We start from the raw sequence: 22,478 nt of genomic DNA on the forward strand, positions 1-22,478 counted from the left end.
AAATGAAAATATTAAGTTTACGTTTAAAAAATATTAACTCTCTGAAAGGCGAATGGAAAATTGATTTCACCGAAGAACCATTTGCGAGTCATGGTTTGTTTGCCATTACTGGCGCAACCGGTGCAGGGAAAACATCCCTCTTAGATGCTATTTGTCTTGCCCTATATCACCAAACTCCACGTTTAGGTCAAATATCCATTGGGCAAAACGAATTAATGACTCGCCATACTGGGGACTGTTTAGCTGAGGTCGAATTTGAAGTTAAAGGTATTGCTTATCGCGCCTTTTGGAGTCAAAGACGAGCAGGCAATAAAGCAGATGGTAAACTGCAACCACCAAAAGCCGAATTGGCTACCGTTGTTGATGGTAAAATTCTTGCAGAAAAAATTAGCGAAGTCCGTGAAAAAATAACTCAAATAACCGGATTGGACTTTGGTCGATTCACGAAATCAATCTTACTATCCCAAGGGGATTTTGCCGCCTTTTTGAATGCGTCAGAAAAAGAACGCGCCGATCTGCTTGAAGAAATTACAGGAACTGAAATTTATAGCCAGATTTCGGTTTATATTTATAACCAACACAAACAAGCCAAAACTGATCTCGACCTACTACGCGCACAAGCCAGTAGTATAAATTTGCTAACCGAATCGGAGCACCAAGATATTGTTGAAAAACAGCAACAATTAGCCGATCAAGAGCGCGTAATCAGTCAGAATAAAAACCATCATCAGCAAGCGCTAACGTGGTATCAGCAGCATCAGCAGCTTTCGCTGAATTTACAACGTCTACAATCTGAACTTCAACAGGCTCAGCAGCAATACCAAGCGGCAGAACCAAGTTTACAGAAATTAGCCGCAAGCACTCCAGCAGAATCACTGCGCCCACTATGGCAAGAAGTCCAAAATCTTCAACGTTCACTTGAAGAACAGACACAAAAACAGCAACAACTGGCTCATGCATTAGAAACAGAGCAAAAACGGCACGAACCGCTGCTAATTCAACTCACACAAGCTCAGCAGAACCATACTCAACATATTGAGTGGGTAAAAAAAATGACTTCTGTGATCGATAATGAAGTTCGCCCATTAGATAACCAACTCACTCAACTTAGTCTGCAAAAAAATGAACTCACTGAGCACCTCCATAAATTGCAATCTGACTATCAACAAAAACAGCTGTTAGTCGACAATACCACGAACCAAATTGCACAATTCAGTCGTGAATTATCCTCAACAAATAACTTTCTACTGGAGCATCAGCAAGACGCACAAATAAGCTCTCATCTAGGAAGCTGGCAACAACAAGGAAAATTCATTTATGAACTGGAGGGGCTTCTACAAAAAAATATTAAAAAACAGGGGATTATCACAAAAGAACAGAGCGTTATACAACTTGACCAGCAACAAAAATCATCTATTTTTTTGAAAACTCAACAAGCGCTTGAGCAACAAACACATCTTTTTGCTCAGCTCGAAAAACATTTCCAAGAAAACCAAGCTAAGCTAGATATTGCCGCAACCAACCTTGCCATTTCTCAGCTACAAACTCGCTTACAACATGCTCGCTTACTTCCGATGCTGATCACCCAGCACGCCGATAAAAAACAGCAATTACAGAAACTACAACATCAACAAAATCAATTAATTGAAACCATTACTCAGCTAGAAAAACAAAGTACAACCGTCCAAGAACGTGTCATTCAGTTACAACCACAATTACAAATTTTAGAGCAGAAATTACAGCTTGAGCAAAAAATTGTTAGCTTAGAGCAAGAGCGCCAACAATTATTAGCAGGCACCCCTTGCCCATTATGCGGCTCATTGGAGCATCCCGCCGTACATGAATATCAAGGGATAACCGTCAATCAAACTCAGCAGCAATTAAAAGCACTGGCTAACCAAATTGAGTCTGAAAAAAAGCATGTTATTGAGCTACAAGCATCTCTACAAGCCGAAAAACAGCGCCAGCAAGAGAATCTCCAGCAAAGTTCGCAATTAACTGAACAATTAAGTGCACTCGACCTACAATGGCAGCAAATCTGTGAGCAAGCACTTACACCTGAATTAGCCAAAGAATTACTCGCTGTTGAGCAGCTACAAACAGAATTACAAAACCAGCTAACAAGCCAGCAAGCTATGCTCAATGAATTTGCCCAATTAGAGCGCCAATACCAAGATGCCAAAAACCAATTGCATGAGCAGCAAACTCAAGCCAAGCAACAGCAAGCTGAGTTAGCCTTACTGGATGAACGTTTAAAACATCAACGACAACAGCTAACTGAAAACCAAGTAGAGCACCAAACCCTACAACAGCGTTATGAACAGCAAGTTCAACAATTAGAAGCGTCCCTCGCGCCCTTCAAGTTAGCACGACCAACCCAAGAGCAGTTCGAGCCTTGGTTTATGGATATTGAAGAGCGTGCGAAACGCTACGAATCACAAAAAATGATAGCTCAGCAACTCACTCAAAAAATTGACGTCAATACTGCGGCTCTCACCGTTGAAACCGTCCACAAAAGTCAGTTGGAGCAAAAAATCACTTTAGATTTACAGCAATTACAACAGCTAAGCCAACAATTGGAACAGCAGCAGGCTCGACGCCGTACTTTATTGGAAGGGCAGACAGTGAATGCGTTTGTCACCCAAATGCAGGAAAAACAAACTCAGCTCTCCCTTGCTATAGAGGGACTAACTCAACAAATCAGCCATGTTGAGAAGAGCATGGCAGCCTTACAAGGTAGCTTGAAAGAACTTAACGAACTCGTTAAACAGTTAACCCATCGATATGAGCAAGTACAAAATCAATTCTCTGAATCACTGGCCAGTAGCCCATTCGATACTCAGGAACAATTTCTTAGAGCTTTGCTCCCAGCAGAAGAAAAAATGCAGTTGGAGCAATTAAAACAACAAGTTTCCCAGCAATTACTGCAGAGCGAAACGCGTTATAAAGAATGTCAGTTAGCAATCACTAACCATGAACAACAACAACTTAGTGATTTCTCTGAATTATCATTGGAACAAATTCAGCAGGCATTGCACCAATTAGATATAGAAATTAAAGAGATAAATCAGCAGCAAGGACGGCTAATCAGTCAATTAGATGCGGATAAACAACAGCGCCATCAGCAACGAGAGTTATTGAATAAAATTGAACAGAGCCAATTAAGTTACGATGATTGGAGTTATTTAAACAGTTTAATTGGGTCTGCTGAGGGGGATAAATTCCGCCGTTATGCTCAAGGGCTTACTCTCGATTGTTTAGTCTCATTGGCAAATCAACAACTCGATAAATTACATGGTCGATACCTACTCCAACGTAGTCACTTAGCGAACCTTGAACTGCAAGTGATCGACAGTTGGCAAGCTGATAGTGTACGCGATATAAAGACGTTATCTGGGGGAGAGAGCTTCTTGGTAAGTTTAGCCCTAGCCCTTGCGCTGTCTGATATGGTTAGTAATCGAACCCAACTAGAATCCCTCTTCTTAGATGAAGGTTTTGGCACTTTAGATGCTGAGACTTTAGACATTGCCCTTGATGCTTTAGAAAGCCTTAATGCATCGGGAAAAACGATTGGTGTCATCAGCCATGTGGAAGCCATGAAAGAGCGTATACCCGTTCAAATTCTCGTAAAAAAAACCAATGGTCTTGGTGTTAGTGAGCTTCCTAGTCAATATCGTATTAATTGACAAAAAATAGCATATCATTATGAATTAATTGATTTTTTAGTGCTTATTGCAAAAATTTGAATATATAGGTTAAATTTTTTTTCTATGATTTCGAATTGATAGCGCTATAGTTGTTAACAACAAAACAAGTTACGGCTTCTGAAGTTATTCAATAAATTGCCGTGCTCTACACAAAAGCAAGGGGACAAAAATGTCTAATGCATTTATCGAAATGATTAAAAATCGTCGCACTATTTACAACTTAGGCGATAAATTACCAATTTCAGAAGAGAAAGTCGCTGAACTGATTAAAGAAGCCGTCAAACATTCTCCATCCGCATTTAACTCACAAACTTCACGTATTGTCGTGTTATTTGGCGCAGAACATAAAAAACTGTGGGATATCACCAAAGAAGCTTTACGCGCTATCGTACCAGAAGCGGCTTTTGCTGGAACTGAGCAAAAAATTAATAGTTTTATCGCCGGTGCAGGTACCGTTTTATTCTTTGAAGATGAAAATGTTGTAACTGGCTTACAAGAACAATTCCCACTGTATGCAGATAATTTCCCTATCTGGTCAGAACAAGCGAGCGGTATGGCGCAACTGGCAGTATGGACGACTTTATCCCAGGAAAATGTGGGAGCATCACTGCAGCACTATAACCCATTAATTGATAATCAAGTCCAAAAAGAGTGGAATATTCCAGCTAATTGGATTTTACGTGCTCAAATGGTATTTGGTTCAATTGAACAGCCTGCTGGTGATAAAGACTTTATGGACGATGATGTTCGTTTCAAAGTTTTTAAATAAATTATCCTGAAAGATTTTTACTTAAAGGTTTCTGCATTCGCAGAAACCTTTTTTATTTTCCGTCATTTCCCTGTCATATAATCCTATTCACCAAACCATATTATCATTAATTTATTAACAATATAAAATTCCAACCTATTAGGAATATATCTACATTTAAATCTGCCATAGAATATATTAATAAAAATTAACCAACCCTATTCAAAAATAATATTTATATTTTATATTTTGGTCATTTATTTATAACAATTAAATTTGTTAATCAATAGCATGAAATAAAAACCAAACTTTAATTTGATTGATATCAATATGTTATATTCTAAAAATACTAGTATTTACGTATAGATTAAAATTTTCTTTTTGCATCATCGATATTTGAACTACACTAAAAATGAGAGCACAAAATACCATTGGATGGTGGGTCAGTGTTATAAAGGGGGTGGACTATGAAACGTTTATCTTTATTAACAACTGTTGTTGCAATATTCATTTCCAGCTGTTCTTTCGCCAATAATACAAGCCAGTCGTCAGGAGGAGCAGTTTCATTTAGTGGTTATGTTTATGAACCGCAATGCCAAGTTAATGTCTCAGAGAAAACGAATGTTAATGTTGAGTGTTATCGTAACGGCAAAACAGTTTCCGCTTCGGGTTCATTAAAAAATGGGCAACAAGTTGAATCTGAGTATGTCAAAGTCGAATATGACAAATCCAGTAAATTACCAATGTTGAACGTGCGTTATGAATAATTTAACTACCGAGAAAATAAGTCTGTATGCTCGAGGAGTCGATATTATTCCATTGCTTTAGCTCCTCGAGCTCTATTTAACATCTAAAGTCTATTTTATTGGCACATTAAATGGTCAATAAACATCCATTACTCCCTTAAATTATTTTTTTCATATAAATGTCATCCGCAAAACATTCATATGAAAAAAAGCCTGACATTCAGACAGGCTTAAAGACTTACTTTTACTGCTTAAATTATTTCTCAGTTAAATCAACTTGGTAAATAGCAAAACCAATATCATCGGTAGCGACTTGCTTCATTGGATACTGAGCATGTTGTTTAATAAATTCGGCAGCTTTCTCGCTTGGCGAAGTTTCAAAACGAACATCTAATTTTTTATCTGTTTTAATTGGTGTAAATGACCAATTGTTATCAGCTTTAGAGACTACTTCACCTTTCTCTTTCGATACTTTCGCAATATAAGCCGCTAAGATTGAACGGTTTTCATCTGGGGAAGCGAACGCAATATGGCTATCGCCTGTTCCGGCAAATTTACCACCGTAACCACGGTAGTTATTGGTTGCGATCAAGAACGTTGCTTTTGGATCAATCGGCTTGCCTTGGTATGTAACCTGTTTAATACGGTTAGCATCTTTATTAACCACTTGGCAATCAGTGTCATATTTCGCTGGCTGAGTCAGGTCAATTTGATAATTTACACCACTAATTGTGTCAAAGTTATACGTTCTAAAACCATCCCAATTAATTAAGCTTTGTGGCGCTGTAGACTGAGCATCAATCTGATTGAACATTCCCGCAGAGCATTCTAACCATTCAACCACATCGGCTCCGGTTGCTTTAACAACCACTAATGTATTTGGATATAGATAGAGATCTGCCGCATTACGGAAAGTTAAATCCCCTTTTTCGACTTCCACAAATTCAGCCGGAGCATTTTTGCGTCCACCCGCTTTGAACGGTGCAGCCGCAGCTAATACTGGTAAATCTGCCAGATCAGGGTCACCTTGGATAAAGTTACGGGTATAATCCATTTGTGCATCATTGACGATCTGTACGGTAGGGTCACTTTGCACCAATGCCAAATAGCTATACATATTTTCAGATGCTTTACCGATCAACTGCCCGACAAAATCTCGAGTTCCTTGGTGTTGCTGTTCAATAATTTTGACCAGACTTTCATCACGCTCCACCAGCGCCTTTTTATTGGCTTTATCATAGACTGGGCGAGCATGAGCTTGTGCTTCAACCACTTTCCAGTTGCCGCTGTCGTTATTCACAACTAAATCAACAACCCCTAAGTGATCTCCCCATTGTCCCGGCATGACAGCAGGAATACCATTCACGGTTCCTTTAGCAACATCGACACCTTTGATATCCGCGAACTCTTTGCTTGGAAACACACCATGGGAGTGGCCAAACATGATTGCGTTGATGCCCGGAACTTCACTGAGATAATAAACTGAGTTTTCTGCCATCGCTTTGTATGGCTCTTGAGAGAAACCAGAATGCGGGATCGCGACAATAATATCAGCGCCCTCTTTCTTCATTTGTGGAACAAATTTCTTCGCGGTTTCAGTGATGTCATTGACCTTCACTTTGCCTTCTAAGTTAGGTTTATCCCAAATCATGATTTGTGGTGGTACAAAACCAATGTAGCCCACTTTGATAGTCTGGGTTTTGCCGTCTCGGTCTTTAACTGGGGTATCCACAATAATGTATGGATTGAAGTAATTTTTACCCGTCTTAGCATCCACGATATTGGCATTAACGTATGGGAACTTAGCCCCTGCAATGGCTTGTTTTAAGTAATCTAATCCGAAGTTAAATTCATGATTACCAAAGTTACCGACCGTGTAACCCATGGTGTTCATCAGGCTATGAGCGGGATGAGATTCGCCCTCTTTTAAGCCTTTATTTGCCATGTAATCCGCCAGTGGGCTACCTTGAATTAAGTCACCGTTATCAACCAAAATCGCGTTGGTGGCTTCATTTTTAGCTGCTTTAATCAGTGTTGCCGTGCGTACAAGACCGAATTGTTCTGTTGGCTTGTCTTTATAGTAATCGAAGTCAATCAGGTTACTGTGAACATCGGATGTTTCCATTACACGTAGGTCGACGGTTGCTGCATTGACATTGAATGCCACCAGCAATGCCAGAGATGAGAGTTGTAAAACCTTTTTCACGATAAATCCCCTTAGCTGCCTTTTGAGAGAATGCCTCTCGAAAATCCCAGATTCATTTATTGGCTGTTGGCTAAAATTCCAACTGCAATTGAAATAAAACAGGTTACTGTGTGTTAGATATCAAGTTTTAATGATAATACATTGCAAACAGTAACCATTTTCTGTGACTAAATCACGGTTTTAGTCTTTTTATGAATCCTGAGTTTTATATGGCTCACAAAAATAGATTTATCTTCAAATATCCCCCTTCATTATTTGAGTTATCGACAAAATAATCTATTCACAAAATAACTCACCAGAACCTATTTCATATTCCACTTGATCAACTAAGCAACTTTTAAGTTATTTTTAGAATGATTTTTTCTATTTCATCGAGCAGTTGATTGAGAAAGCTTGAGATTTGAGATTTGAGATTTGAGATTTGAGATTTGAGATTTGAGATTTGAGATTTGAGATTTGAGATTTGAGATTTGAGATTTGAGATTTGAGATTTGAGATTTGAGATTATTTTTTACCTACTGACTATTTACAAGCTCTAAATAATTCGCGCTGTAGCAAGGCGGCAAGTGAAACTAATCCCTAGGAGCATACACAAGTATGTGACTAGGGTTAGTGAACGTAGCCAACACAGCTACGGCGTGAAGTATGACGAGCATTATTAGGCGGTAAATGACGCTAGACCCTAGGAGCATACACAAGTATGTGACTAGGGTTAGTGAACGTAGCCAACACAGCTACGGCGTGAAGTATGACGAGCATTAATTAGAGCCAGGCAGCCCCCCTCACCCCACTCGAATCCCCATGCACCGCCTTACGGATTGGCGTATCAAACTCTCTTCCAAACACCCATCTGCTAATTTTTTCTGGTAGATTTTGATACAGTTCATCCACGTTACTCATGCCTCCACCTAGTACAATCACATCTGGATCTAGCATGTTCACGGCTTGAGCTAGCGCTTTGGCTAGGCGGTCTTGATAATGTTCAAATGCTTTTATGGCATGCTTGTTGCCTTCTTGGGCTAACTGAATGATTTCTTCACCTGTTTTTGATTCGCCCGCGAGTTTTTTATAATCCGCCATAAACCCTGTGCCTGAGACAAATTGTTCAGTACAGCCTGTTAACCCGCAATAACACGTTTCGCCAGCGAGAAATAACCGGTCTTGGTCATCTTGCCAAGGTAAGGGATTATGCCCCCATTCGCCAGCAACCCCATTGCCACCAGAATGCACTTGCCCATTAATCGCAATTCCCGCACCGCATCCCGTGCCAATGATCACCGCAAAAACTACTTTAGCGCCAGCCCCTGCGCCATCCACCGCTTCAGACACCGCAAGGCAATTTGCATCATTCGCCATTTTAACTGGGCGCCCTAAACGCTGGCTTAAGTCGATATCAAAGGGTTGGCCATTTAACCAAGTAGAGTTAGCATTTTTAACTTTCCCCGTGACTGGCGATAAGGTTCCCGGAATACCCACCCCAACGCTTCCTGTTTGCCCTGTCTCAGCCTCTGCTGCGCCCACTAAGCCTTGAATCGCCTCCAGCGTCGCTTCGTAATCACCACGAGGCGTTGCAATACGCTGACGAAATAAGATCTGCCCATCATCATCCAACGCAATCACTTCAATTTTTGTACCGCCTAAGTCAATACCAATTCTCATAATGGCGCTCGCTTATTACCTATTTTAAATTTAATTGTCTCACTACATTATTAGGCTCCCTTGGTAGAAAGTAAAACACCACGAAGTTACGGGCATTTTTTTTCGCTTAATAACCGACAATTCGCTATCATAGCCCCCTTGCAAAACATGTTTTCAATGACAAAGGTAGGTTTTTCATGTGGTTCAAGAATATATTGGTCTATCGCCTGAATCGGGACTTGGCACTCTCCGCGGATGATCTGGAAAGACAACTTGCGCCGCTGGCTTATACCCCATGTGGAAGCCAGGACATGATGAAAACAGGCTGGGTTCCACCTATGCGTGGAGGCGATGCACTCACCCATGCAGCCAATAATCAGATTCTGATTTGTGCAAAAAAAGAAGATAAAATGCTGCCATCGCCAGTGATTAAGCAAGCATTACAAGATAAAATTGAAAAACTGGAAGCCGACCAAGCTCGAAAACTGAAAAAGACTGAAAAAGATTCGTTAAAGGATGAAGTGGTTCATGACCTTCTTCCGCGCGCTTTTAGTAAGTTCAGTAAAACCTACATTTGGATTGATACGGTTAACCAATTAATTATTGTCGAAGCTGCGAGTGCCAAACGAGCTGAAGATAATTTGGCCTTACTGCGTAAAAGTTTAGGCTCCCTGCCCGTCGTCCCATTGACCTTTAAAGATCCTATTGAGTTAACTTTAACTGAATGGGTTCGCTCCGGATCATTACCGCAAGGTTTTGCAGTAATGGATGAAGCTGAATTAAAAGCCATTCTAGAAGAAGGTGGGATCATTCGCTGTAAGAAACAAGATTTGATCTCAGATGAAATTGCGACACATATCGAAGCCGGTAAATTAGTCACCAAGCTCGCATTAGATTGGGAAGAACGGATCCAATTTATGTTATCCGATGATGGCTCGCTAAAAAAATTGAAATTCAGCGATACATTAAAAGATAAAAATGAAGATATCCCTAAAGAAGATTTTGCCCAAAAATTTGATGCCGACTATATCTTAATGACGGGTGAACTGAGTGCTTTAATCGCCCGTTTGATTGATGTATTGGGTGGCGAAGCCGAACAGTAATTTTTAATCCCCCCTATCTCTCGATGGCAGCGTGCATTTTTGCAAGTTGCCACTTCTTTTTAGACCCTGCTTGCATAGCCGTAATGAAGTCATTGACTGGCAATCGAATCTCTGGTTGATTAAATTACATTCACGTAACAAATCAGCAGCAATTTTCATTTATTCAATAAAAAAATAATAGCGCACTCCCTTTATGGAGTTATTGGTCAATATTAGAGCGAAGGAATTGTTATGAAAGAGTTCATCGAGCCGGAAGTGGATGAAAGTTCTCTAGTCTCCTTGCAAAAGGTTACCGCAGAAAATTTTTCCGAAATTTGTTTACTTAGCCATACACTGAGCGAAGCCCAGCGTAGCATGGTGGCAGATAATGCCTACTCCATGGTTGAAGCCCAGTTCTCAGATTGCGCTTGGTATCGAGGCATTTATGCAGATGATGTCCCTGTTGGATTCATTATGCTGCATTCTGGTTTAGATGATGATGAACTTGAATACAATGGGATCATGCTATGGCGCTTTATGATCGCTGAGCCTTATCAAAAATTAGGTTTTGGGCGTGAAGCCTTAATTCAAGTTATCCGCTATTTAAAAAAGAAAGGTTACCCACGCCTATATAATAGTTGTGGAGAAGGCGAAGAAAGCCCATTTGAATTTTATCAGAAGTTGGGATTTATCCCTACGGGTGGCTACATCGATGATGAGTGTGAGCTTGTGCTGGATATTGAGAACTGGCAGGATGAGTAACCGAACTATCACCTATAACAATCAGTTGTAATTTCACGACTGATAGGTAGCTTTAATATTTTAGGGTATCACTGAAATACGCTAAATAGTTTGTGCTGTCGCAAGGCGGCAAATGCGCTAGACCCTAGGAGCATACACAAGTATGTGACTAGGGCTAACGCATGAAGCCAACACCGCGACAGTGCAAAATATGACGCGTATTTGTTATTTTTGAATTAAATAACGAATTGTCGGACCATCCTGTTGAATATCCAACACTTTATAACCATAGTTTTTAGCATCCAACGGAATATTATTAATCGATTGAGGACAATCGCTGACCACCTCTAATATTTCTCCCGGCTTTAACGAAGGCATCGCTTCTAACGTCGCCACAGCAGGGTACGGGCAAGGTTCACCCACCATATCCAATCGATAATCAGGTACTATCTCTTTTTGGCTCATGCGGCCTCCATTGATGCACTCGCAAGTTTTTGATTACGTTTACGGAAGAAATGTTTTTCCCATAACAACATCAAAATAAATGCGATAGCTAATAAAACATAAGTCACGATCAAGCCACCTTGAGGTCCGAAGGTTTCCAGAAGGTTGACCTTATCAAAATCTGTCGCTAACCATGGGCCTAAATCATCCCAATAATACGCAAGGATAGTGGCACCAATGATATTACCGAAACCGACCCACCAGTAATGAACTTGGCCTTCTACTGCACGATACATCCAGCCCGTTTCACAGCCACCAGCGAGTACAATCCCGAAACCAAACAGTAAACCACCAATGATGGCGTTAGGACCTGCCCATAGGATTTTTGGCGTAGCGCCCAATTGCACATAACTGAAAATCCCAATCGCACTGACTGCCATACCGATAATAATCGCTTTCGCCATATGAGTGCGCCCGGTGATCCACAGGTCACGGAATGCCGAAGTAAAACAGATTTGTGCTCGTTCAATCAATAACCCAAAACCGATGCCGCAAAGGATAGCAAACCCCATCACTGGAGAGTCTAGCAATGTATAGAAGCCCCATGCCATCGCGGCAGCAAAAATAGCCATTCCTAGTTTGAAGCGCTTTTTCGCTGTATTTGGATTTTGTGTCAACGGGGATGCAGTAGAGACTTTTTTCAATTTTACAGGAATACGAAACATTGGCATCAGGGTGAATTTAGCACCGAAGTATGAACCAACTGCCGTTGCCACTGCAAAAAACCATGCATGCAGAGAAAACTGAGGGATCCCAGTAAAGAATGCCGCTAAATTACATCCCATTGCTAAGCGTGCACCAAAGCCAGCAATAATTCCGCCAAGAATGGCTTGGAAAATACGGATTCGATGTTGTGGCATTCTAACTTTGACATTATTTGCCCATAACGCAGCCGCGAAGCAACCCGCAAACATACCCAGAATCATTACACCATCAATTCTGTCGAGTGGACTTCCTTCAAAACCGATAATTTTGAAGTATCCCCATTCTTCAGGATGAGCACCAAATAATTGCATGATGTGCCCACCCCAGCGAGTAAACTCCCCTGTTACAGCCCAAAATGTCCCTGTTAACCCAAAATAATAAGTCGATAAAATCCCTGCTGCGATCACGGCAGGTAACGGTTTCCAAAAACCGATGAGATAGTGAGATTTAAACTCAGACCAAGTCATTGTTACTTCCAGATTTATTCAAGCCAGCACCTGGCAAAGAATTTCGCCGTTGTATGATGTGTTTTTAAAATGCCCCACAGCGAAGAGGGGCATATCATACTCTGTTCATTTTTATCGTGAAATAATAAACGTTAAATATTTTAAGAAATATTGATTTAAGCCTAGATTTTAGGCTCTTTTATCACATCAAATTTTCCTTATTTCAAATCTGATGACATCAAAATATTTTCAGTTAAGAGTATGCTGAAAACAAACAAAAAAAAGCGCTATCTATATGATAGCGCTTAGCGTTTTAGTCTTATATTATTTATAGAGGAGTATAATTTTAAATTATTTTTTATTACAGCTTTGCTATGTGTAGTCTAAAGTCAGCCCATTTGACTTCAGTAATAACATTTAAAACATCCTAACAATTACACTACAGATCTAAATTCAAATTTAAGTGGTTATATTTATTTTTAATATAAAGTCTAATTAAAAATTCATTTTGACTTTATGTATTCCCTAGCATTAGTAAATTTAAAAACAAGTAATTTGGAATTTAAAAAGTATGTAAAAGTGTTTCTAAATGTTATTGATTGCATTATAGCGTCATAGAAATGTTGCGCAAGTGTTTTTTCATTTTATTTAAGTCCCCCTAAGAAATTAGGGTAAAAACTAGTTATAACAGTAAGTTAATCAACTTACCTCATTATAAAGGCAACTCTTTCAATATTTATTATTTTATATTTTATTTATGCTTGAATATGATTCAATCAATAATATTTATATTAGAATACATTACAAATAAATTACCGGATTTTTTTATTTTTTCAATTAAATTAAAAGATATTAATATTTTTTATACTTATGGGAATTTATTATCATCGCGTAAAACAGGACTTATTTTAGCTTAAAATATTATTTTTTGCTTATTTTCGCATTAATCAATGACATCCGAGGAATATTCATCGTTTAACTATAAATGCATACTCTCGTTAAGAGTATGCATTTGTGGTGTATCAGGCCACATTAATCCCATACAATATGAATGGTTTATTTTAGATTAACTTTACTCGCTATACGTATCTACAAGCGAAGTAAATCATCAGAATTAAATATTACAATAGCATCAATAATCTGAGAAATTTACCCCTTAAAAATTAAACCATTTAGATGTGAAACTATAAAATAAAATATTATTTTGGAGGGAATCTCATTAAATTTAGAATGAATTTCAATCAAAAAAATGCGCCTTACTTCAAAATACTTACTCCATAGCAAGCGAGTAAACATCAAAAGTAAAGCGCACCTAGAGGAATGACGACTACTTAGCTGTAGTTGCTTCCATTCCGACTAAACCAATTTTTAGATAGCCAGATTGACGTAATGCATTCATTACGTCCATCATCGTTTCATAATCAACCGTCTTATCTGCTTGGAAAAAGATTGTCGTTTCTTTGTTGGTGTTCGTTGCTTGGTCTAATGTTATTCCAAGCTGGTCTTTACTGACCGCTTGCTCACCAATAAAGAGCTGGCTATCTGATTTCACCGTCAGAAATACAGGTTTTTCTGGGCGCGGCTGAGGCTTAGCGGTTGAAGCAGGTAAATCCACTTTAATATCAACCGTAGCCAGTGGCGCCGCAACCATAAAGATAATTAGCAAGACCAACATAACATCGATAAAAGGTGTTACGTTGATTTCATGCATTTCACCGCTATCATCTTGTTCGTCACCTAAACGCATTGCCATAATCGTTACCTTGCTTTGCTGTTTGCCAGATCGAGATCACGCCCCAGTAGTAGTGCCGCTTGAGCCGCAACATCACCAACTTGACCACGATAGTTATTGATCATACGAGCAAAAATATTATAGATAACCACCGCAGGGATTGCAGCGATCAAACCAATTGCCGTCGCGAGAAGGGCTTCTGCGATCCCCGGAGCAACCACGGCCAAGTTTGTGGTTTGCGAATGTGCGATACCGATAAAGCTGTTCATAATCCCCCATACGGTTCCAAATAAACCGACAAAGGGAGAAATTGCCCCGATGGTTGCAAGGTAGCCATTACCGCGCCCCATATAACGGCTGATTGCCGCAACCGCTCTTTCTAAGCGGAAGCCGGTACGATCTTTAATACCAGAAAGATCGTTACTGTTAGCGGAAAGCACTTTTTCAGTGGTTGCTTCAGCTAATAACATACGAGTGATACTGCCTGATTTAAACCCTTCTGCAATACTCACGGCTTCATCAAGAGATTTAGCTTCTGCAATCGCCTTCGCTTCATATTTTAAACGACGACGAGCAATTAAAATTTCAGTTCCTTTGGATAGGAATAGAGCCCATGTAATCACCGATGCGAGTAACAAGCCGATCATCACCGTTTTAACCACAACATCCGCGTTTTGATACATACCCCAAACAGATAAATCTTGGTCAAAACCTCCACCATGAGCATCCGTCGTAATATCGACGTTTTCAGTCACTACTGTATTGTTGACTGTTAATTCTTGGTTGGATGTTGCAGGCGCTGATGTCGCCTCTATATTTGAAGGTGTATTAGCGGGTGTTGATGATGTTGCTGAATTTTGAGTTGTTGCAGTTGTAGCGGGTGTGCTTGGGCTGACAGCTGGAGTTGTTTCAGCAACCGCTGTACCCATTAAGCCGATCGCCAATAGAATAGAAGCTGTTAATTTACGCATCAGTTGGCCTTTACTCTCTATATTTGTGTTGTATAAAAAAATTTATATCGATGATTGTGCCATTCATCGACTAACCATTAAAAGCAAAATTTGACTCACGCCATCCATCTCTTTCGTCAAGATGTGCAGATAATATCAAACACGGCACGAATTGATAGTAATTATCATTAGTATTCGCAATTTTTTGCAATTTCTTTGTTGTAAGCTAAATAAGCCCTTTTTTCTGTTAAGGTCATCGATACCTTTATTATGAAGAATATTCAGGTAGTCACTTTTACACTTGCTCTTATTCGCTGAAATCATTTAACTTCAGATGATAACCTAGCTACTCCCGTGAGTATTTATTAGCAAATAAGGTTATCGGCAAAGGCAAATAAGGAAGATATCATGGCAAAAATTAGACCTGAAACGCAGTTGGTACACCTAGGAAGAAACCCTAAATATACCCAAAAAGGGGTGAATCCCATTATCCAACGCACCTCTTCCGTGATATTTGACTCCGTCGAAGATAAGAAACACGCAATCCGTCATCGTGCAAATGGTGTACTTATGTATGGTCGCCGAGGAACTCAAACCCATTTTGCCTTTCAAGAAGCGATGACTGAGCTAGAGTGTGGCGCAGGCTGCGTTCTCTATCCCTCTGGCGCTGCTGCCATCACCAATGCCATTATGTCGTTTATCTCTTCCGGAGAACATATTTTGGTGACTGGCTCTGCCTATGATCCAACCCAAAATTTTTGCGATAAGATCCTCACTAATCTCAATGTTGAGACAACTTATTTTGATCCACTGATTGGTGAGCAAATTGCCGACCTAATTCGCCCCAATACGCGCATTGTGTTTTTAGAATCCCCTGGCTCTATCACGATGGAAGTTCATGATCTTCCCGCTATCGTCAAAGCTGTTCGCCACAAATCCCCGGATATTATTATCATGATTGACAATACTTGGGCGGCAGGTGTACTCCTAAAACCCCTACTGTTTGATGCTGATATATCCATTCAGTCCGCAACTAAATATATTAATGGGCACTCTGACGGAATGCTTGGGGTAGCGGTTGCCAATCAGCGCTGTATTGAAACTTTGCGAGAAAACTCCTATCTACTTGGGCAAACCGCAGATCCAGATACTGTTTATATGGCGGGCAGAGGTCTACACACCTTAGCCACTCGCTTAAAGCAACACGAAACCAGTAGCTTAGCTATCGCAAATTGGTTAGCTGAACACCCTGCGGTTGAACAAGTCTTTCATCCTGCACTTCCAAGCAACCCGGGGCATCAATATTTTAAACGTGACTTTACTGGAGCCAACGGGCTGTTTTCATTCCAATTAAAAAACCGGTTATCCCCCGAGCAATTTAGTCAATTTCTCGATCATTTTACTCACTTTAAAATGGGATATTCATGGGGGGGATTTGAGTCGCTCATTTTAGGCTATCAAACCGAAGATTTAATCAGCATGCACCAATATGATTATCAACCAAAACTTGGGTCGTTTTTCCGTGTGCATATTGGGTTGGAACATCCTCAAGATTTAATGGATGATCTACAACGTGCATTTGATCGTCTTTAGGTTGTCATTTCCGCGATATATGACTGGGCAGTTAGCCACTGCCTTTTCAATAATTCCCCGAACAAATCAAACTAGCCTAGCTTTTTTCCTGTAAGATAGAGGGCATAATTCGCTTTATGCAAACACAGGAACGATTATGGAAGTCATACGCGAAATCGTACTGGCACTTTGGCAACACGATTTTATGAAGCTTTCCAACCCAGAAGTACTTTGGGTGATATACACCGTGCTTTTTGTGGTGATTGTCTTAGAAAATGGAGTGCTTCCCGCTGCTTTTTTACCCGGTGATACCCTTTTATTACTTTCTGGCGCTCTGATCGCTAAAGGTGTTCTTCATTTTATTCCCACTATATTGCTGCTCGCGACTGCGGCCAGTTTAGGATGCTGGATTGGTTTTATCCAAGGGCGCTGGCTCAGCGAAACCAAAATGGTGAAACGGTGGTTAGCGCAACTCCCCGACGAATACCACAAAAAAGCCAACGATATGTTTAATCGACAAGGTTTATACGCACTATTAATCGGGCGTTTTTTAGCTTTTGTTCGAACACTATTGCCTTTGCTTGCTGGTCTTTCTGATTTAAGCCATCGCCGTTTTCAACTATTTAACTGGTTAAGTGGGTTCTTATGGGTGGGTATTATTGTGACTTTAGGTTATGCAATTAACCAGATTCCGTTTGTGAGAAATCATGAGCAAATCGTCATCACCGCCTTAATGATTATTCCCGTCATTCTTCTCGTCAGTGGCTTGATTGGTTCCATTGTGATGTATTGGAAACACCGTAAAGTTCTCAGCGGCAGTAAGAAAGATTAATCACGACTAATCTCATGATAATTTAACAAAATAAGATAGTTGAATATGAGATAAACATTTATAGAAAGAGGGGTCATCAATGGCCCTTTTATTTTACTTTAAATTCAAACGTCTAATCCCCCACGCTATTCCTATTGAAAAAATCTTCATGAGTTTATTTACCCACTCAAAAAAAATGAAAGCAAATGAAAAAATGTTAATGAGTGATATTTACCTTAGATACTGTGCTATTTACGCCATTTTCTCAAAAAATATATTTTTCATATAAATCATATGATTAATTGATTTTATTCAATTATCATTTTATTCCTCTAATATTTAACACATCTTTTTGCTCACTTTTTGTGATCTTCATTTCAATTTTAAAATCTTCGATAGCTTACTTTTTTAAGTTATGTAAAAGTATAAATAAGAAACAAACAACAAAGCGAAAGAAAACGCAAACAAAAAGAGGATGAAGCAATGACTGTTTCGCGTAGAACCTTTATCAAAGGACTAGCAGCCAGCGGTGCAGCAATATCGGTTTCTAGTCCCGTTTTAGCCAATACCGGGATGCCTTCAAATGGCATGCCTTCTCGACCAGAGAAAGCACCCAACTTATTAATTATCTTTCCCGATGAAATGCGTGCCCATGCATTACAATTTATGGGAGAAGATCCTTCGATTACCCCCAATCTGAATAAGTTTGCCAAACAAGCGAAAGTGATGACACAGATGGCTTCTAACTATCCATTGTGTTCACCTTTTCGTGGCATGTTTATGACAGGGCAATACCCTGTTCGTAATGGGATTACCGGCAATACTCATGACTATGGCGGAAAAGTCGGTATTGATTTATCTCCGTATGCAAAATGTTGGTCTGATGTCCTTCAATCCTTAGATTACAGTACTGGCTATATTGGTAAGTGGCATTTAGATGCACCTTATGCCCCTTATATTGAAAGCTACAATAACCCGATGGAAGGACGGTATTGGAATGAATGGGCAGCGCCCGACCGCCGCCATGGATTCGATTTTTGGTACTCTTACGGCACATATGATTTACATATGAAACCGATGTATTGGGGCAATAATACGCCTCGTGAAAAGCCGATCTATGTTGACCAGTGGGGACCAGAACACGAAGCCGATATGGCGATAAAATTCTTACGAAACGAAAATGGGCAATTTCGTGATGAAACCAAACCATTTGCATTAGTGGTTTCCATGAATCCCCCTCACTCACCTTATGACCAAGTTCCACAAAAATACCTTGATGTTTATAAAGGAAAAACATCTAAAGAATTAAATACTCGTCCGAATGTTCAGTGGGATGCTGAATATCAAGAAGGCTATGGTCCACAATATTTTAAAGAATATCTCGCCATGGTAAATGGCGTGGATGACCAGTTTGGCCGAATAATGAATGAGCTAGAAAAACAGGGACTTGATGATAATACGCTGGTTGTTTTCTTCTCTGATCATGGCAGTTGCCTTGGTGCTAATGGGCAGCCAACTAAAAATAACCCTTACGAAGAATCCATGAGGGTTCCAATGATGTTCCGTCTTCCGGGTAAGATTAAGGCCGGTCAAGACGATGCTTTAATGTCTGCACCGGATATTTATCCAACAATCTTAGGTTTACTTGGACTAGAACAATGGATACCTGGCTCTGTAGAAGGTAGTAACTTAGCTGAACGAGTCGCAACAGGTAAAGGGGATAGCGCCAGTTCTCAGCTTTATTTGTTTATCCCATACGGTGAACCTTCCTTTGGTAAACGCGGAGTACGCACCAAAACACACACATTGGTTATTGATCGCCAAGATGGACAACCATTGAAATATACACTTTACGATAATGTGAAAGATCCTTATCAAACGAAAAATGTTGCCGATGAGAATAAACCACTTATTGAGAAATTAATTAAAGAAGAGTTAACCCCTTGGTTAGAAAAAACCGGTGACTCTTGGAGACCAAGTGAATTTATTACTGCAACAACCAAAAAATTGAATAAGAAAATCACTGAATGTGAAGTGAAGTAATTCCATCCTTGCCATCTTATTATTGATGGCAATTCTATAAACAAAAAAAACAATTTCCCAAATAAAACAGGGAATCATTTAAATAATGCTTAAATAGCCTCTAGCTTCGGAATAAAGATAATGAAAAAATTATTAATATCTGGCACCGTTTTGTTTTTAATGGCATCTAACTACACCTATGCAAATAATTACAAAACAACCATTGAATACCGCCATCAATATTTAGATGCCTCAGGGAAAAGTGGTGACAGAATTAAAGCTTTTCTTGATACAGGGAAAAATATTGGTTTTGAATTAGATGCCCGTTATGGCAATAAAGACGGCGCATATGATGCCATGAAAATTGACGGCTCTGAATTTTCAGCATTTTATTATACCAAACTCAATTCAAATTTAGTTGGACTTGTAGGCTCCTCACTCGACTTCGATAAACAAGGTCTTGTCTATGTTCCTTATGTCCGTCTGAACTACACCTTTGACAACGGTATTCGCTTACAAGGCCGTTATAAGTGGAAAGTTTGGGATTACGGCCAAGTCGGGGAAAATGGCAGTAACTACCACTCTAAAATTCAAGAGTTCGACAGCTGGATTGGTTATAAATGGGGTAAACTGGATCTTCAGTATCAATTAGATTTAATGTGGGAAATGGCGGATAACGCACAGCCACTTTATAATAATAAGAAATTCGATTATCAACATAACGTACGTCTTCGTTATGATATAAAAACGGATGATGGTGCTTTATGGAGACCATTTGTTGAAGTTGGTAATGTGAAAGAAAGTAAGTTCTCCAGTGACCGACAAACCCGTTTCCGTGTTGGTATTCAATATACTTGGTAATATAATCAAAAATAAAATTCAATAATACAAAGAAACCCCATGATTATTATCGTGGGGTTTCTTTTTTATTTAAAAATAAAAACAAAAAAAATCGGCCAATATTTTGACCGATAAGCTAAAGCAAGTGCAATGGAAAAACGATGCGTATTAATTTATATAATTACTAATCTAATAACTTAATAACTTCACTACCCGCTAATAAATAAACTCCCGCACCATAATCCATGTTATGTTCAAATTTAACATCTCGAGGATTAAATGCAGGTAATTGAACCCAACCTAACATGCCATCTTCATGAATACAGTTTTTTAGCGCTCCCCATGCTTTTTCAAGTATTGGCAGATAACGCGTTTTATCTAATACACCTTGGTTTATCCCCCAAGCTAATCCATAACAAAATAGCGAGGTTGCACTACTTTCAGGAGCTGGGAAGCTTTGAGGATCCAACAGGCTTGTACGCCAGAAACCATCTTCTTGTTGATATTCCACAACAGACTCGATTAGCTCAACAAATAAATCTAAGTATTGTTGGCTTCCTGCAAAATCAGCTGATAAATGCTGCAAGATACGCGGTACGGAGGCTATCACCCAGCCAATACCTCGGCTCCAAAAAACTTTTTCCCCATTGGCTTCACGTAATTCGCCCCCCTTTCCATCAGGAATATAACGATAATCCCGGTAAATCAAACCCGTTTCGGGATCTCGTAAATGCTCTACTGCATCCCAATAGGCCTGATGCATATAAGCGAGATAGCGGGGATCAGCCGTTTTTGCTGACAATGCAGCGAAAGCCGGTGGAGCCATAAAAAGAGCATCACACCACCACCAGTCCTCTCGACCTAATTTCGGTTCATCCAACATCAAATCAAATGCTTTTATTGTCGGTTCAAGAACTTCCGGTTGAGAAAACTGCGAGCTGACGGCTAAATAAGCTTGTGTACACACATGATCATCGGCAAAACGAGGATTTGGCCCCGTGCGAAATCCGGTATGTAACGTATATTCCAACACCCCATCAAGATACTCACTGTCTTGAGTTGCTTGCCAAGCGGCAGCAACACACGACCACAGAACACCGCGTTCCCAATCTGTATCTTTGATAAAGCGTGTTTTACCACTGCGGCGAACCACACTACGAACCTGATGCTTTGATTGAAAACGATAAACACGTTTCATATCCTGCAAAACAACATCACGCTGTAATGACTGAGATGATAATACCTGTTCCATTTGGATCCTCCTGATGGACTAGCGAGCGAGCCACCCACCATCAACGGCAATCGTATATCCATTGATATAATCGCTGGCACTGGAAGCAAGGAAAATTGCAGGTCCCGCTAAGTCAGATGGCAGCCCCCAACGTCCAGCGGGAATACGCTCTAAAATCGCTGCATTACGCTCAGCATCAGCTCTTAGTGCTGCGGTATTATCTGTGGCCATATAACCCGGAGCGAGGGCATTCACATTAATATTATATTGAGAAAGCTCCGTCGCTAATGCGCGAGTTAACCCCATAACCGCAGATTTACTGGCAGTGTAAGAAGGCACTCGGATGCCACCTTGGAATGACAACATTGAAGCAATATTGATAATTTTTCCGCCATTACCTTGCTTCACAAACTGACGAGCAACACGCTGGGATAAGAAAAAGAGCGTTTTTTGGTTAATGTTAATGACATCATCCCAATCTTTTTCACTAAATTCTAATAAGTCTTCACGACGAATAATCCCCGCATTATTCACCAGAATATCAACGTGCCCCATGGCAGATACCGCATCATCTACGAGGTCTTGTAACTTATCTTGCTCCATTAAATTCATGACGACATAGTGGAATTTACGTCCCAACTTTTCGACTTCGGCACGTGTTTCTGGTGCATCTTGTATTCCAACACCAACAATATCCGCCCCAGCTTGAGCTAATCCAATCGCCATACCTTGACCTAGACCTGTATTACATCCAGTGACAATGGCTACTTTTCCTGTTAAATCAAATAAATTCATGG

17 protein-coding genes are annotated in these 22,478 nt (G+C 40.0%); 9 read left to right on the plus strand and 8 right to left on the minus strand.

Going from position 1 to position 22,478, the window contains the following annotated elements:
* The first annotated feature begins 2 nt into the window (after nt 1-2).
* From PR761_RS07890 to PR761_RS07900, 3 genes are all read left to right on the plus strand, one after another.
* Nucleotides 3-3,686, plus strand: coding sequence for an AAA family ATPase (locus tag PR761_RS07890; RefSeq protein WP_154611210.1), 3,684 nt, complete (start codon nt 3-5; stop codon nt 3,684-3,686).
* A 190-nt stretch (nt 3,687-3,876) separates the two neighbouring features.
* Nucleotides 3,877-4,476 carry a nitroreductase family protein gene (locus tag PR761_RS07895; RefSeq protein ID WP_006815796.1) on the plus strand — a complete coding sequence of 200 codons (600 nt, stop codon included), beginning with the start codon at nt 3,877-3,879 and terminating at the stop codon, nt 4,474-4,476.
* Nucleotides 4,477-4,922: 446 nt separating this feature from the next.
* Nucleotides 4,923-5,222 carry a hypothetical protein gene (locus PR761_RS07900; protein ID WP_006815797.1) on the plus strand — a complete coding sequence of 100 codons (300 nt, stop codon included), beginning with the start codon at nt 4,923-4,925 and terminating at the stop codon, nt 5,220-5,222.
* Nucleotides 5,223-5,457: 235 nt separating this feature from the next.
* Here PR761_RS07900 and PR761_RS07905 read toward each other — a convergent pair whose 3' ends face one another.
* Both PR761_RS07905 and mak read right to left on the minus strand, forming a co-directional pair.
* A complete protein-coding gene (locus PR761_RS07905; protein WP_039855612.1) occupies nt 5,458-7,410 on the minus strand; it encodes a bifunctional 2',3'-cyclic-nucleotide 2'-phosphodiesterase/3'-nucleotidase in 1,953 nt (650 codons plus the stop codon).
* Between the two features lie 759 nt (nt 7,411-8,169).
* Entirely contained in the window at nt 8,170-9,066 is an 897-nt protein-coding gene (gene mak / locus PR761_RS07910) for a fructokinase (protein ID WP_154611211.1), read from the minus strand.
* Nucleotides 9,067-9,242: 176 nt separating this feature from the next.
* Here mak and rdgC point away from each other — a divergent pair, with 176 nt between their 5' ends.
* Together rdgC and PR761_RS07920 are read left to right on the plus strand one after the other, a co-directional pair.
* Entirely contained in the window at nt 9,243-10,148 is a 906-nt protein-coding gene (gene rdgC, locus PR761_RS07915; protein WP_006815800.1) for a recombination-associated protein RdgC, read from the plus strand.
* A 231-nt stretch (nt 10,149-10,379) separates the two neighbouring features.
* Entirely contained in the window at nt 10,380-10,889 is a 510-nt protein-coding gene (locus PR761_RS07920; RefSeq protein WP_006815801.1) for a GNAT family N-acetyltransferase, read from the plus strand.
* A gap of 204 nt (nt 10,890-11,093) precedes the next feature.
* Here PR761_RS07920 and yedF read toward each other — a convergent pair whose 3' ends face one another.
* The 4 genes from yedF to exbB all read right to left on the minus strand — a co-directional run bounded on the left by yedF (nt 11,094) and on the right by exbB (nt 15,226).
* On the minus strand, nt 11,094-11,333 hold the full coding sequence (gene yedF / locus PR761_RS07925) for a sulfurtransferase-like selenium metabolism protein YedF (protein WP_006815802.1): 240 nt from the start codon (nt 11,331-11,333) through the stop codon (nt 11,094-11,096).
* On the minus strand, nt 11,330-12,544 hold the full coding sequence (gene yedE / locus PR761_RS07930; RefSeq protein ID WP_006815803.1) for a selenium metabolism membrane protein YedE/FdhT: 1,215 nt from the start codon (nt 12,542-12,544) through the stop codon (nt 11,330-11,332). Before yedE ends, yedF begins: the two co-directional genes overlap by 4 nt.
* Nucleotides 12,545-13,850: 1,306 nt before the next feature.
* Entirely contained in the window at nt 13,851-14,276 is a 426-nt protein-coding gene (exbD, locus tag PR761_RS07935; protein WP_006815805.1) for a TonB system transport protein ExbD, read from the minus strand.
* Between the two features lie 5 nt (nt 14,277-14,281).
* Complete coding sequence (gene exbB / locus PR761_RS07940; RefSeq protein ID WP_006815806.1) at nt 14,282-15,226, minus strand: tonB-system energizer ExbB; 945 nt, start codon at nt 15,224-15,226, stop codon at nt 14,282-14,284.
* Nucleotides 15,227-15,613: 387 nt separating this feature from the next.
* On the opposite strand from exbB, the gene metC reads away from it, so the two are divergent.
* From metC to PR761_RS07960, 4 genes are all read left to right on the plus strand, one after another.
* On the plus strand, nt 15,614-16,798 hold the full coding sequence (gene metC, locus PR761_RS07945; RefSeq protein ID WP_154611212.1) for a cystathionine beta-lyase: 1,185 nt from the start codon (nt 15,614-15,616) through the stop codon (nt 16,796-16,798).
* Nucleotides 16,799-16,934: 136 nt separating this feature from the next.
* Complete coding sequence (locus PR761_RS07950) at nt 16,935-17,609, plus strand: DedA family protein (protein WP_006815809.1); 675 nt, start codon at nt 16,935-16,937, stop codon at nt 17,607-17,609.
* A 462-nt stretch (nt 17,610-18,071) separates the two neighbouring features.
* Complete coding sequence (locus PR761_RS07955) at nt 18,072-19,631, plus strand: sulfatase-like hydrolase/transferase (RefSeq protein ID WP_006815811.1); 1,560 nt, start codon at nt 18,072-18,074, stop codon at nt 19,629-19,631.
* Between the two features lie 120 nt (nt 19,632-19,751).
* Nucleotides 19,752-20,471, plus strand: a complete 720-nt coding sequence (locus PR761_RS07960; protein WP_006815812.1) for an oligogalacturonate-specific porin KdgM family protein — start codon at nt 19,752-19,754, stop codon at nt 20,469-20,471.
* A 163-nt stretch (nt 20,472-20,634) separates the two neighbouring features.
* Here PR761_RS07960 and PR761_RS07965 read toward each other — a convergent pair whose 3' ends face one another.
* Both PR761_RS07965 and kduD read right to left on the minus strand, forming a co-directional pair.
* Complete coding sequence (locus tag PR761_RS07965; RefSeq protein ID WP_115163984.1) at nt 20,635-21,702, minus strand: glycoside hydrolase family 88/105 protein; 1,068 nt, start codon at nt 21,700-21,702, stop codon at nt 20,635-20,637.
* Nucleotides 21,703-21,720: 18 nt separating this feature from the next.
* The gene (gene kduD, locus PR761_RS07970; RefSeq protein ID WP_115163983.1) at nt 21,721-22,476 is read right to left on the minus strand and encodes a 2-dehydro-3-deoxy-D-gluconate 5-dehydrogenase KduD; all 756 of its coding nucleotides are present in this window, start codon (nt 22,474-22,476) and stop codon (nt 21,721-21,723) included.
* Nucleotides 22,477-22,478: the final 2 nt, after the last annotated feature.

Origin of the sequence: Providencia sp. PROV210 (assembly GCF_028479445.1) — a bacterium.
GTDB classification, from domain to species: domain Bacteria; phylum Pseudomonadota; class Gammaproteobacteria; order Enterobacterales; family Enterobacteriaceae; genus Providencia; species Providencia rustigianii.

What these genes read in the sequence shown, in the direction of transcription:
- PR761_RS07890 (WP_154611210.1), top strand. Translation starts at nt 3, where the DNA reads ATGAAAATATTAAGTTTACGTTTAAAAAATATTAACTCTCTGAAAGGC.
- PR761_RS07895 (WP_006815796.1), top strand. Translation starts at nt 3,877, where the DNA reads ATGTCTAATGCATTTATCGAAATGATTAAAAATCGTCGCACTATTTAC.
- PR761_RS07900 (WP_006815797.1), top strand. Translation starts at nt 4,923, where the DNA reads ATGAAACGTTTATCTTTATTAACAACTGTTGTTGCAATATTCATTTCC.
- mak (WP_154611211.1), bottom strand. Translation starts at nt 9,066, where the DNA reads ATGAGAATTGGTATTGACTTAGGCGGTACAAAAATTGAAGTGATTGCG.
- rdgC (WP_006815800.1), top strand. Translation starts at nt 9,243, where the DNA reads ATGTGGTTCAAGAATATATTGGTCTATCGCCTGAATCGGGACTTGGCA.
- PR761_RS07920 (WP_006815801.1), top strand. Translation starts at nt 10,380, where the DNA reads ATGAAAGAGTTCATCGAGCCGGAAGTGGATGAAAGTTCTCTAGTCTCC.
- yedF (WP_006815802.1), bottom strand. Translation starts at nt 11,333, where the DNA reads ATGAGCCAAAAAGAGATAGTACCTGATTATCGATTGGATATGGTGGGT.
- yedE (WP_006815803.1), bottom strand. Translation starts at nt 12,544, where the DNA reads ATGACTTGGTCTGAGTTTAAATCTCACTATCTCATCGGTTTTTGGAAA.
- exbD (WP_006815805.1), bottom strand. Translation starts at nt 14,276, where the DNA reads ATGGCAATGCGTTTAGGTGACGAACAAGATGATAGCGGTGAAATGCAT.
- exbB (WP_006815806.1), bottom strand. Translation starts at nt 15,226, where the DNA reads ATGCGTAAATTAACAGCTTCTATTCTATTGGCGATCGGCTTAATGGGT.
- metC (WP_154611212.1), top strand. Translation starts at nt 15,614, where the DNA reads ATGGCAAAAATTAGACCTGAAACGCAGTTGGTACACCTAGGAAGAAAC.
- PR761_RS07950 (WP_006815809.1), top strand. Translation starts at nt 16,935, where the DNA reads ATGGAAGTCATACGCGAAATCGTACTGGCACTTTGGCAACACGATTTT.
- PR761_RS07955 (WP_006815811.1), top strand. Translation starts at nt 18,072, where the DNA reads ATGACTGTTTCGCGTAGAACCTTTATCAAAGGACTAGCAGCCAGCGGT.
- PR761_RS07960 (WP_006815812.1), top strand. Translation starts at nt 19,752, where the DNA reads ATGAAAAAATTATTAATATCTGGCACCGTTTTGTTTTTAATGGCATCT.
- PR761_RS07965 (WP_115163984.1), bottom strand. Translation starts at nt 21,702, where the DNA reads ATGGAACAGGTATTATCATCTCAGTCATTACAGCGTGATGTTGTTTTG.
- kduD (WP_115163983.1), bottom strand. Translation starts at nt 22,476, where the DNA reads ATGAATTTATTTGATTTAACAGGAAAAGTAGCCATTGTCACTGGATGT.